The organism is Nostoc sp. NMS7 (assembly GCF_017115085.1).
GTDB lineage: Bacteria > Cyanobacteriota > Cyanobacteriia > Cyanobacteriales > Nostocaceae > Nostoc.
In genome coordinates this window covers 1-13280 of sequence record NZ_JABXKJ010000133.1, presented here as the reverse complement: position 1 = coordinate 13280, position 13280 = coordinate 1, and the positions used below count along the sequence as shown (strand labels likewise).

The 13280-nt window shown below is 39.1% G+C and carries 9 protein-coding genes; 6 read left to right on the top strand and 3 right to left on the bottom strand.

The genetic code is table 11. From position 1 onward, the window contains the following. The first annotated feature begins 7 nt into the window (after positions 1-7). From HWQ38_RS13615 to HWQ38_RS13600, 5 genes are all read left to right on the top strand, one after another. On the top strand, positions 8-1414 hold the full coding sequence (locus HWQ38_RS13615; RefSeq protein ID WP_366933286.1) for a hypothetical protein: 1407 nt from the start codon (positions 8-10) through the stop codon (positions 1412-1414). 6 nt (positions 1415-1420) lie between these two features. Further along, positions 1421-1606 (top strand): hypothetical protein, encoded by a 186-nt coding sequence (locus tag HWQ38_RS40445; RefSeq protein WP_366933285.1) that lies wholly within the window; start codon positions 1421-1423, stop codon positions 1604-1606. A 130-nt stretch (positions 1607-1736) separates the two neighbouring features. Then, positions 1737-2933 carry a hypothetical protein gene (locus HWQ38_RS13610; RefSeq protein ID WP_292794280.1) on the top strand — a complete coding sequence of 399 codons (1197 nt, stop codon included), beginning with the start codon at positions 1737-1739 and terminating at the stop codon, positions 2931-2933. A 328-nt stretch (positions 2934-3261) separates the two neighbouring features. Next, positions 3262-3594, top strand: a complete 333-nt coding sequence (locus HWQ38_RS13605) for a DEAD/DEAH box helicase family protein (protein ID WP_292794278.1) — start codon at positions 3262-3264, stop codon at positions 3592-3594. 119 nt (positions 3595-3713) lie between these two features. Further along, a complete protein-coding gene (locus HWQ38_RS13600; RefSeq protein WP_292794276.1) occupies positions 3714-6827 on the top strand; it encodes an SIR2 family protein in 3114 nt (1037 codons plus the stop codon). 28 nt (positions 6828-6855) lie between these two features. Here HWQ38_RS13600 and HWQ38_RS13595 read toward each other — a convergent pair whose 3' ends face one another. The 3 genes from HWQ38_RS13595 to HWQ38_RS13585 are packed head-to-tail and all read right to left on the bottom strand — an operon-like array spanning position 6856 to position 9406. Beyond that, the gene (locus HWQ38_RS13595) at positions 6856-8769 is read right to left on the bottom strand and encodes an SUMF1/EgtB/PvdO family nonheme iron enzyme (RefSeq protein ID WP_292794273.1); all 1914 of its coding nucleotides are present in this window, start codon (positions 8767-8769) and stop codon (positions 6856-6858) included. An 11-nt stretch (positions 8770-8780) separates the two neighbouring features. Next, a complete protein-coding gene (locus HWQ38_RS13590; RefSeq protein WP_292794271.1) occupies positions 8781-9170 on the bottom strand; it encodes a hypothetical protein in 390 nt (129 codons plus the stop codon). A gap of 23 nt (positions 9171-9193) precedes the next feature. After that, positions 9194-9406 (bottom strand): ribbon-helix-helix protein, CopG family, encoded by a 213-nt coding sequence (locus tag HWQ38_RS13585; RefSeq protein ID WP_292794269.1) that lies wholly within the window; start codon positions 9404-9406, stop codon positions 9194-9196. Between the two features lie 585 nt (positions 9407-9991). Between HWQ38_RS13585 and HWQ38_RS13580 the strand changes: the two genes are divergently transcribed. After that, positions 9992-13280: CHAT domain-containing protein (locus HWQ38_RS13580; RefSeq protein ID WP_292794267.1), on the top strand; the 3289-nt coding region annotated here is incomplete at its 3' end.

The following is a 13280-nucleotide window of genomic DNA, read 5'->3' as shown; positions in this document are numbered from 1 at the left end:
AAGAGATATGCTGACACTAGATAAAGAACAAGCAACGACCTTCGATTACCCCAGTCTCAACATCAGTATCCAGGAAACCTTCGCCGCTATAGACCGATTTGAGTGGCAAGCATCTGATGAACTGCGACTGATGCGAGATAAAGGCTATTACGAAGATGCTGGACACAAGAGCTTTGAAGCTTATTGCGAAAGTGAGTTGACCAAACACGGAGGATATCGCCGGGTCAGAGATTTGCTGTCTGCGAAGAAAGTAGTTGACACTCTGCCAGAAGAACTCAGGGAAAAGATTACTAAACCATCCCAGACACGATCCCTACTCCGGCTGGTAAAAACACCTGACAAGTTAAGCGAAGCTGTTGCGATCGCAGCCAAAGAAAAACCCTTCCCCACAGCCGCCGATTTTGCTAAAGCAGTACAGAAGGTCGTTCCCAAAAATACTTCACCCACTAGAACCAGTAGCACAAAACAAGAAAAAGTCAAAACGCAATTGTGTAATTCTGTCACTGTTTCTTCCCTTTCACATCCCAGATATGGGGATTCGGGAGTGATTGAAGCAGACGCACCGAATAACTATCAGCAGATTGTCACCTTCAGCGATGGTGAGAGGTTGCTGGTAAACAATAGTGATTTGACTGATTTAAATGCCGCAATTGTGTCCGAATCGAGTGAACGGACTTACCCAAAAGAGTACACAGAAGCGATCGCTGCTATCGAAGAACGTCATAAACAGGAGTTAGAGCGACTTTCCCAGGAATTGAGAATTGGTTTGCAAGCAGAAGTGTCGGCCACAGCCGAAGCCCAAGTGCAAGAGCAAATCCAATCTCTGCAAAATCTATACAAGCAACAAAGGGAGCAAAACGTTCAATTGCAGCAGCGATTGGATGAGATGGAATCATTACGGCAGTTGGAGACTGAGAACCAACAGCTTAAGCAGCGTATTCAAGATTTGGAAAACGCTGTAGAGCAACATCCTTTGCAACAATGGGGAAATACCATGACCCAGCAAGCGACCAAAGCTTTGAACAAGCAGGTAAAACTTGCACTGGAAAAAACCATTGATCTGCGATCGCTGGCTCAGGAACCACCCAAGGAGAACGCCCAAGAATGCTTACGGCTGATGGGCATGGCGTTGAAGAATCTCGCCAGTGCCATGAACAACACCCAAGCATTGGAGGCAGCAGCGCTAATTTTAGGTAGTGAACCGACACCAACTGCGATCGCTTACCGTGCCGAGCAACTGGAAATGTTGCCCCAGGCGGTGAGTGACATTAGAGCAGTGCTTGCTAAAGCGGGGTGTACTTGGCAGGAGTTTTGTACTGTTGCCCAAGAGTATGAGGTGATTAAGTCGGATTATTGGGCGGAATTAACCAGTGAAGAAACAGAATTAATCAAATCTCTAGAAATTGCTTCTTAACAAAAAGTGATTCAAGTCGGTTCTATCGTTGCCTACGCTGACCCCTACTACACCCTATATAACGCCAGGGGTGAAGTCGTGGAGGATTTGGGCGAGGGCGAAGTGCTGGTTGCTTGGGATCATTGGAAGGATGAAGGTAAAAAAACAAGTAGGTATTTCTTGAATGAGTTGCGATTTTGGGAACCCAAATAGGCTTTCAGTGTAAAGAGTGATTTTTTAGACATCGAAATCTGAATACTTGACAACGAACCGCACGATGCCTACGGCGGTAAACAACGCTGTGGGGAAAATTCCGTGCATCAAACAAACAGGAGATAGTAAAATGACTGCAACTATTACTCGTCCCAAGCTCAAAAAGGCTGCTGCTAAAGCACAATCACCGTATAAGCGGCTTCATGTGATTATTCCCATAGAAGATATGTTGTGGGCATCGCAACAAAAGCCTTCAGTTACGCAATTGTGGCAGGAGTGTTGGACGGCTGATCCTTATGGTTCTCGGTGGATGCCTCTTTCTACTGGGATGGGTTACAGTACTTTTATCTCTGCAAAGAAAATTCTCTCTGACAGTGGCCTCTTCATCTTCAAACCCGATAAGTCGGTTCAGGATGGCCGGGAGACTGTTGCTTGGCTAATCAAGAATTTGCATGGTAGCCGAATGAAAGAATTTTGGGAGAAAGCTAATTCTGAAAAACAAGAACCCTGTGCTGAAAAACGAGAACTAAATGCTGAGATTTCAGAGAAAGATGCTGCCCCTGAAGAAATGCGTGCTTTGTATAAAGCATCTATTTTAGGTGAAAGTTATTCAGAGCAAGGGTTTCAAAAACCCTCACGAACTGCTCAGGAACATCTCACAAACTCTTCAAAAGAGTTTGTGAGATGTATCTCTGACACGCTTACAGGAAATTCGTGTGAGGAAAAGACGGCTCATGCGCCCTTGAGGGGCGCGTCGCCTCAGACTGTTCAAAGCGTGTCAGAGAAGGAGGAAGAGTTACCTGCGGTAACGAACTGCACGACACTTGCGCTTGTGGACGCTGCACAAAGTAATCCCGCTTCGTTGTTGGCTGAAAACCTCTCTTGTGGTGTTGAGCCGAAAGACTGTCATGAAGAGGCTTGTTCCGCCGCGCCCGTCGCTCAAAATGAATTTTCTTCAACGGAAGCGATCGCTAATCAAACTCAGGGGCAGGTAGAACAGGGTTATTCTGCTACGTTGTTGGCTGAAAATTCAGTTTCGGGTGTAGAGATCAAAGCAGTTGATGAGGGTGAAGGTTCCGCTGCGTCCGTCACCGGCGCTGAAAAGTGGTCGCATGAGGCAATTGTTGCAAGGTCAAATATGCGACCTGTAAGAAGGGAAAAACTGAATCAAGCGGCGAATTCGGGCGAGAATCCGGGTTTTGACTTCTTGCAGGAGTGTTGGAATGATGACCCGGCTTTGCGGATTGTGATTAAAAAGGTGCTGGTGAAGTTTCCGCAGTGGGGGGTTGCGATCGTGGATGGGGTGTTGGTTAATTGGGAGGAGTAGCGATCGCACAGATAAAAGATAAAGCAATCTCAAACTTTGCCGCTCAAGTTTGTCTAATGCATAGAATTTTTTCAGTGAACCATCAATACTAAAATAATTTTGTTCATACCACTCAGCTAAGGTCTGTATCATACTTACTGGTCAAATAAAAATGGTGAAATTACTGTAGTAGAGGGTTGCAATTGTGAGTAGAGAGTTGATTGATCGGGAAATGTTGCGGTTTATACGTAAAATATCGTGATTAAAGGTATAAATTATTGCAAATATTAGCTTTATTACTATCAAGCAGTTATCATTGTATAAGTATTTACGTATAACTTGCCAGATTATGAATTTCTCTAAACTCAAGCGACCTAGTGGTAACATTAAACCGCTAAATCCAGTAGAAATCTTTGAGAGGCTTCCTAACTTGCCAAGTACTCCAAATGATTTATGGCGAGGTCAGACTGAAGCCTTAGAAGAATGGCACAAGAAGCGTAAGGAATCAGATATATTAATAGCTCTAAACACAGGAGCAGGTAAAACTTTAGTAGGTTTGCTAATTGCTCAAAGCCTAGTTAATGAAGGTATACAAAATGTAACATATCTTTGTGGGACGATCGACCTTGTTAACCAAACTAAAAAAGAAACTGAAAAACTTGGAAGTGAAGTGATTATTTAACAAATATCCCTATATGGGAGCTATTTTTACCTTTTTTAAGTATGTATTTAGGCATTTAAACCATCTACTAACTTTAAAATTGCTAAAATTTAAAAAAACTATTAGTAGAATTATCTTATATGGAACTTCCCGAAATAGTTGTATCTTTAGTACGATCTGGTCAAGTAGTGCTTTTTTTGGGAGCAGGAGTATCTCTTGATTACCAAATGCCAAATAGAAAACACATACTATCTAAAGAGAGTTTACGAAATGCATTATCTCAAAAATTTTTAGGCGGACAATATAGTCAAGAATCCTTGCAATGGATTACTGAACTAGCTATTTCAGAAACTGATTTAGGAACAGTTCAAGATTTTATAGCTGACCAATTTCGAGAAATTAAACCAGCAGATTTTCATCTTATTTTACCAACGTTTAGATGGAAGGGTATTGTTACAGCAAACTTTGATAGATTGGTTGAAAATACTTATGAAAAAAGTAAGAATCGAGTTCAAGACTTAGTTCCGATTATTTCAAATAATGACCGAATTGATAAAAAAATTCAATCAGCAAATAGTCTTGTCTTGCTAAAGATTCATGGTTGTATTACAATAACACAAGATCCTAAGCTACCTCTTATTTTAACGACTGATCAATATACTACCCACAGAGAAGGTAGAGACCGCTTATTTAAGACGTTCTACGAATGGTGCTATGAGAGTACAGTAATTTTTATAGGACATGGTTCTCAAGATCCAGAATTACGCTCAATCCTCCTTCAAGTATTAAAAGAAGTTAATAACAGACCATCTTATTATCTAGTACAGTCAGAAGTTACGCATATTGAAAAATCGTTCTGGGAATCAAAACGAATTTCAATTTTAGAAGGAGGTTTAGAGGATTTACTAAAGTCCCTTGACCAAGCCATTTTAAAACAAATGAGACCTCTTGCTCAAGCTTTTCAGATTGAGCATCCAATACAAAGGAAGTTTATTAAAAATGAGCCAGTAATAGGCTCAGTAAAAGATTTGTTGATTCATGATGTAGAATATGTACATGATGCGATAGAAACAAAAGAGGGCAAAGCAAAAGATTTTTATAAGGGGTTTGACTTAGAATGGTATCCCACTATTAAAAACCTTGATGTTAGGCGGCGTCTTACAGATACTGTGCTTGGCGATGTAATATTGAAACCTAATGTTGATAGGCCTACAGTTTCTGAACTTTATTTAATTAAAGCTGAAGCAGGAGCTGGAAAAACAATATTTCTCAGAAGAGTAGCATGGGAAGCGGCTACTCAAGCTGATGTAATTTGTTTATTCATGCGGACTTTAAGTACTATAAATTTTGAAGCCATAAGAGAACTTTATCGGCTTACAAATGAGCGAATTTTTATCTTTATAGATGCAGCAGCAGATAATATTACTCTGATATTAAAACTACTTCAAGAATCACGTCGCTTTGATGTTCCGCTTACTATAGTTACAGCAGAACGACTAAATGAGTGGAATATGTCATGTGACAGTCTTGCTGACTATGTAACTAATGCTTATCAATTATTATATCTTAGCAAAACTGAAATCGTAGATCTTGTTCATTTATTATATAAATATGATGCACTTGGCCCTCATCTCCAGAAAAAAACTGTTGAAGAAAGGGTTAAAGAATTTGAAGAGAAAGCAGGTAGACAGTTGCTAGTAGCATTGCATGAAGCCACTATGGGGCGTCCATTTGAAGAGATAATTATAGATGAGTATAAAAATATTTATCCTAAGCAGGCGCAAGATGTTTACCTCACTGTTTGTCTTCTTAATCGCCTTAGTACACAAGTTCGAGCAGGTCTTATAGCGAGGGTACATGATATTGGATTCAATGATTTTCAGGAAAAGTTATTTGCACCTCTTGAACATATTGTTCAGGTCAAAGGAAATCCTCATAAAAGTGATTTTTATTATACATCTAGACATCCACAAATTGCTCAAATTATTTTTGAAGAAGTTCTGACACAAGATGCTGATCGTTACAATGAATATATTCGGGTTTTGAGATTTATTAATATTTCTTATGACACCGATAAAGATTCTTTTCGGAAGTTAATTAATGCAAGAGCACTAGAGAAAATATTTGTATCGTCCGAGGATGTCAAAGCTATTTTTAATATTGCAAAAGAATATATTGGAGATGATGCGTATCTATACCAACAAATGGCTAATTATGAAAGGATTAATCCTAATGGTAATTATCAACTAGCTGAAGAATTTCTTAATGTGGCTCAAGAGCTTGATCCAAGAGATAGCTCTATAGTCCATACTAAGGCAGAATTAGCAGCAACCCGAGCGCGTAAAGCAGAACGTCCATTAGAGCGACAAAAGTTTCGTAATCAAGCTCTTTCAATATTAGAAGGATTGATCGACAAACCCCAATCAGATCGTTATGCTAGAGTAACTTATCTAAAGTTAGCTATTGATGACTTTAAATATATCTTAGAACAACCAGATTCAATACATCGTAATATAGAAGAAGGAATTCGTACTATTGAAAAAATCCTTGAAACCACAAAACAAAAATACCCTGAAGATTCTTTTGTAAATAATTCAGAAGCAGATTTCGCTGGTTTGGTTAATGATAATACAAGAGCTTTAAAAGCACTCAAAGTGTCATTTGAAACTAATTCTAGAGACCCTTATATTACAATGCGTTTATCTCATTTTTATAAAAATAATAATCAGTTAGATTTAGCTAAAGCTTGCTTATATAAAGCTTTAAATAGCCAAATTTTAAATAAAGAATTGAACTATGAATATGCTCAAATTTTGAGATTAATAGAACCATCAAATATTGAAAGTATTATCTACTACTTCAGGAAAGCTTTTTCAAAAGGGGATCAAAATTATTATGCACAGTTTTGGTATGCTAGGTATTTGTTTGAAAGTAAGGATTTAGAAAAACAAAACGAATCAAAAAGAATTTTTAGTGATTTGCGAGATAAAGCTCCAATACAATATGAATTACGTATTAAAGCGCTTGATTATGTAAAAGATAATGGCATCAATAAAGTGTTTGTTGGGAGAGTTAATAGATTAGAGGCAGAGCATGGGTTTGTTATTGTTGATGGACGAGGCGATAATATTTTTTTCCATAGAAATAATATGGAGAGTCGAACTTGGATCTCTTTGAAAAGTGGCTCTAGGATATGTTTCAATATCGGTTTTACTTTTAGTGGGCCTATTGCTGTTAAAATCCAGAGCAGCTAGTCAAATTAAGTTAATAAAAATTTTTTTATTAAATAGAAGAAGCAATCCGAAAGCCATTACCATAGTTATTATTGCTCGGCACATCTTTATAACGATTACTTGAACGACAATCTTCAAGCCTAGAAACACAAGAACCGCCTCGTAATACTTTATATGAATGATTACTACTTATTACCCAAGCACATCCATTAGAGGGTGCGCCGTGGTAGTTATCATGCCACTGATCAAAACACCATTCTCGGATGTTGCCATGCATATCATATAATCCAAACGAGTTTGGCAAAAAAGTCATTACAGTTGTTGTTTTACCTATGTATTTTCCTTTCTCAGAAATTTTATAAACTTGACTATCTAAATAATTTGCTAATTCCATAGTTAATGTTTCTCCAAAGTGAAATGGAGTAACTGTTTTAGCACGACATGCATATTCCCACTCTGCCTCGCTTGGTAAACGGTACTTATGCTCTGTATATTTAGAAAGACGCTGACAAAACTCATTTGCTTCATACCAGCTAATACTTTCAACAGGACGATTATCACCTTTAAAGAAAGAGGGTTCTGCGTTTAGCTTGAGATCAATTTCAGGAAGTGCTACTACCGCTTTCCATTGAGCTTGAGTAACTTGGTGTTTACCTAAAAAAAATGGCTGAATAATAACTTTATGATAAGGTTGTTGGTTCTCATATTGCTGTGTAGCATCAGGTGATCCCATAAAAAAATGTCCACCTGAAATAAATACCATATCTAACTTGACACCTTTACCTAAATTCTCCGTTAAGTATCTTGCCTGTCCTTTTTGCCTATTAATTATTTGTCCTTGAGCGTTAACTGTCACGAACTCAAAATCAAAATTTGAAAGAGCTTCAATATGAGAACGAGCTAATAAAGAATTAACTGTTGGTTCATTTTTGTCAGCAGGTGTAGCCTTAGATTCTTGAACAAGTAAAGGCTCTGGCATTCCTGACATCTCTCCTTCCAATGAAATAACAGGTTGAGTAATTAACAAAGACTCAAAGATAGAATTAGAACTAATAGAAGCTTGTTCTTGATACTGACCAATTCTTTTAAAAGCCTCAATGGCTTCCGTATCTGCACGAGATACTACTAAGACTCTAGTCCATAATTGCTCCGCCAAAGAGAAATTACCTCTATTTTCAGCCAGAGAGGCTTGATATTTCAATGGTTCTACATCTTTGATTGTGGCAACTTGTTCTAGCAAGATATAATACATTTTGTAAGGCGGCTCTGCCTTCAATGCCGGATTTTGTACAGACTTTTTATAATCAGCATTTAGTTGAGGAACTCTGTAACGCAAATGCTGCTCTAAACGTTCTACTGTGGCACAATTAGCCTCCCCTTGGATTCGCAGCCCTTCTAGTAAGCTGTAAGTAAACGATCCGTGTTGTAATTCATCTATCTCCCAAGACTTTTGGCTTGGCGCACATGAGTAAAAGGTGATGACTCCCTTATGTTCCTGCATCCCTACTCCTAACCCAGAGCGATCGCCTTCATCTCGACAAGCATCTATTAACAAAACTACATTATCTGCTCCACACCGCCGTAGCCTTTGGGTTACATAATCAACAGAGATAGTTGTAGTGTAATCTGTCGGGTCACTATCTAAAAACATCAAGTAATCTTGGTCTATAAAGCGCTTACCATGACCTGCAAAGAAGAACCACAGATTATCTTCTGGTTTGAATAATGGTTCTTCAAACTGTGCATTCAAAAATCGCTTAAAACGAGCTTGAGTAGGTTGAGTTGGTATTGGTGGATTAGCAACGATAGCCGGAGAATCTTCTGTAAACAGAAAAACTTGGTCAAATTGAGCTTCATCCTCAAACCAAGCCTTCATCGCCTCTGCATCTCGTTTGGCATAATTTAGCGGCTGGAGGTTATCATAATTATTGATTCCGACTACAATTGCCCAATTTTTACCCATATCACTGTTGGCTATTTACGCTTGAACTTGAAGGTCATTGCTCCTTTTCCGCCAGCTTTTCCCCCACCAATCCCAAACAAGCTGATTTGTCCTTCTCCATTAATTTCTACTGATAGCTCAATTTCCTGAAGCTGTATCTTTGAATCCGGTTCATCTGCTTCGTCAAGCATTTCTCTCATCGCTTGCAGAAATCCTTGCATCTCCTGCTTCAGCTTTCCTACTTCTACTGATTTTCGTCTGGTAATTACTAATTCTGTCGTTTCTGTAATTTCTGCGCCTAGCCTTCCGCCTATATCACGACCACTTCTCGAACCTCTTGTCACTGTTTCATGAGTCGTTGCTGCTTCCGTCTCTTCTGTAATAATCCAGATTGTTTTCGGGGTGGGAATTTCTGTTGACATAGGATTTCTCAACTACTCTCGGTTTAACTGACTTTTACCAACGCTTCTACTGTTGCTACTCTAGCTTCAAGCTCTGCTACCTTTTGATTTAGCGGCAATGCCTCACCGCATTCCAAATACTGAGCCAAAGCACCAATCACTACATCAGTTTTGGATGTACCTGTTTGTTGGGCATATTTATTAAGTTTTTCTAGCAGATCCGGTGGAAGTCGAACAACAATTTGAGGCTTGACCATTATAAGCAACTACCCCTCTTACTGCATGACTTTGCATTACGATTATTGCGTATGATCACGTAATTACGCAATAAAGTGCAGAAATTATTAATTTAGCTTGTATTACAACAGTTACTAGAAATACCCTATACCCCGCAGTTTCGGCTAAACGCAGAGGTTCAACGTACAGCCAGGCGGTGTTGGGAGAATGTACCGGGTACGTAGACGCATAGCGGCCTGTCGCAGACATCGCCTGAAGGAGGCAATACGAACGAGGATTGGGATCAAGTCACCGGAAGCTATGGAAAGTCGCTGCTTGTAAGAAAGGGAGGAAGGCGGAGGTACAACAGGCTAAGTCTTCTGTGACGCTCCCTTCGAGTGGGCGAGGCGGCAGAGGATTATGATTGCTATGTCTGGTAAAATCTGTGTACACGTCGGATGGTGAGGCGTTGGCGTTGGCGGAAATGATGCAACGGTATCCGGTTAATTAGCTATAAATCATATTTTTGCCAAATCAGGATGCTCCTTAAGACATAAGCTAATTATATTTATATCTATTAGAATAGGTATAAATTTTACTTATATTTATGTAATTAAAAGACTGCCATGAATAACACCACAGGTGTCAAAACAATTTTGATTCTGGCAGCAAATCCTGCAAATACCTCAAGGCTAAGGCTAGATACAGAAGTGAGGGAAATCGAAGAAGGATTACAGCGTGCTTCCGAGGGTGGACAGTTCAAATTAGTACAAAAATGGGCAGTGCGCTCACGGGACTTTTACAGAGCAATTTTAGAACACCGACCTCAAATAGTACATTTCTCTGGGCATGGTACAGGAATTGATGGAATAGTTCTAGAGGATGAAACAGGGCAAGCAACACTTGTTGAAAAAGAAGAACTTTCTAAACTGTTTAAGTTATTTGCGGTTAAAGGAGTTGAGTGTGTTGTTTTAAATGCCTGCTACTCAGAGGTACAAGCTGAGGCTATTAGTCAGTACACTAAGCATGTTATTGGCATGACTCAAGCTATTGGAGATAAAGCAGCGATATCTTTTGCTGTGGCATTTTATGATGCACTTGGTGCTGGTGAGACAGTAGAGTTTGCATTTGACTTGGGTTGTTCACAACTAATTAGATTAAAAGAGGAAGATACTCCAGTACTGAAGACAAGATTAATTCATCCTGCTGATATTCAGTTTGAAGTGGATGATATTCCTCCCAATCCTTACCAAGGTCTATCCGCTTTTGAGGAGAAAGATGCTGCCTTCTTTTTCGGAAGAAAAGAATATACTAATCAACTGTTTGAAATGGTTCATCAACAACTATTAGTTCCAATTATTGGTGCTAGTGGAAGTGGAAAATCTTCTGTTGTCTTCGCTGGCTTAATTCCTCTATTAAGAGAAGAAGGAATTTGGGTAATAGAATCATTTCGTCCTAAAAGCCAACCGTTTGATGAACTGGCTCTTGCTTTAGTACGTCAATTAGAACCGAATATTAATGGTGTTGAGAAAGTCATTAAGGTTGGCAAGTTGTCGGAAAGCCTAAAAAAACAAGAAGTTAAGTTGCATCAAGTTGCATCTCAAATTTTAGAAAATAAACCTAACAAACGCTTTTTATTAATTGTAGATCAGTTTGAAGAACTTTATACTCAATGCCAAGATAAGGAAGAACAACAATGCTTTATTAAGACCTTATTAACAGCGATTAATCGAAAAAGTATAATATTGATTTTTACATTGCGTGCTGATTTTTATGGTTATGCTTTATCTTATCTGCCTCTATGTGAGGCTTTACAGCAATTTAAACATACACCATTAGGCTTAATGCGGCGAGAAGAATTACAAGCAGCTATTGAACAACCTGCTCAAAAATTAAATGTAAAATTCCAAACACATTTAGTCGTCAGAATGTTAGATGATATAGGGAATGAACCCGGTAATTTACCATTATTAGAATTTGCTTTAACAGAATTATGGAATAAACAAAAAGATAACGAACTGACTCACAAAGCTTATGATGAAATTGGTGGTGTCAAGCAAGCACTAGTTAAACACGCTGATCGAGTTTATTTCCGATTAAGTGCATCACAACAGCAGCAAGCACAGCAGATTTTTTTGACATTAGTGCGATTGGGTGAAACCACAGAAGATACTAGGCGTGTGGCTACTTACAAAGATATTGGAAGACAGAATTGGGAATTAGTTACTTATTTGGCCAGTTCTGAAGCACGTTTGTTAGTCACAGGACGCAATGATAAGTCTGGAGAAGAAACAGTAGAAGTTGCCCATGAAGCTTTAATCCAAAAATGGGAATACTTGCGCCAATGGCTCGAAAAGGATCGCGACTTCCGTATTTGGCTACAAGAATTACGCTCGGCAAGACAGCAGTGGGAAAAAAGCAACCGAGATGATGACGTATTATTACGGGGTAAAGCTTTGGTTGATGCTCAAGAATGGTTGCAAAAGCGGCCAGATGATCTGACTCTAGAACAGGAATACATACAAAGCAGTTTAAGGCAGCAATATAAGGAGCAACAAAAGCAGGAGCAGAATAGAAGGCTTATTCTGGCTGGTATTATAGGAGGGATTTGCATTTTAGCAGGAGCGTTAGGATTTGGATGGTGGCAAACAGAAATCCAAAGACAACAAGCTCAAAAAAATGAGATTAATGCCTTGATATCTTCTTCAGAAAACCTGCTGATAGCAAACCAAAGTTTTGATGCCTTGATATATGCTTTAAAAGCAGGAAGAAAACTGAAGCAGGCAGTATGGAAAGACTCTGATTTAAAACAACAAGTTATAAAAGTATCGCAACAAGCAGTTGAGGGTTTGAAAGAACTTAACCGCTTAGAAGGTCATACCAACTGGGTTTATGACGTTAATTTTAGCCCTGATGGTAACAATATCGTCTCTGCTAGCTTGGATAAAACTGTCAAAATCTGGAAACGGGATGGTACTTTGCTTAATACCTTACAACACGAAGGCAAAGTATACGACGTTAGTTTCTGTGACACAGATGGAAGCTTTGCTACTGCCAGTGAGGATAAAACTGTCAAAATCTGGAAACGAGATGGTACTTTGGATAAAAATTTACCACACAAGTCCGGTGTCCTAAAAGCGAGTTTCGCTCCTGACTGTAAAACACTCGTTACTGCTAGTGACAAGCAGGTTTTACTTTGGAATGTTGAACAAAAAAATCCTAAAATTCTGCACACGATTGAAACAAATAGTACGGTTAATAGTGTTAGTTTCAGCCCAGATGGTAAAATAATTGCTACTGCAAGTGATGACAATATAATAAGGCTTTTAAAATTAGATGGTACGGAAATTCAAAATTTAAAGGGACACAAAGATAAGATTTACGATATTAGCTTTAGCTCGAATGGTCAGAAAATTGCTACTGCCAGCTGGGACAAAACAGCTAAAATTTGGAGTTTAGTCAATGGCAAGTGGTTTTTTTCGCGTACTCTTACTGGGCATACCGACAGAGTGTATGGTGTAAGTTTCAGCCCAGATGGTAATACGATTGCTACTGCTAGCTGGGATAAAACGGTTAAACTTTGGAACCTAGATGGTACTTTACGTCTAACTATTAAGCATGAAGATCGGGTTAATAGCGTAAGTTTCAGTAAGGATAATACTATTGCCTCCGGTGGTGCTGATAACACTGTTAAACTTTGGAAAATGGATCATAATCTACTACCAATTCAGGCCCATAATAAAGCAGTCCGTAGCGTTAGTTTTAACCCGAAATTCGACATGATTGCTACAGCCAGCGAAGATGGAACTGTTAAACTTTGGCAGCGAGATGGTCGTTTATTCAAAACTCTCGAACTCTCTCAGGACTTACGCAACTGGCACAAGCAATGGTGCGCGAAGCGCACCGAGCGCCCAA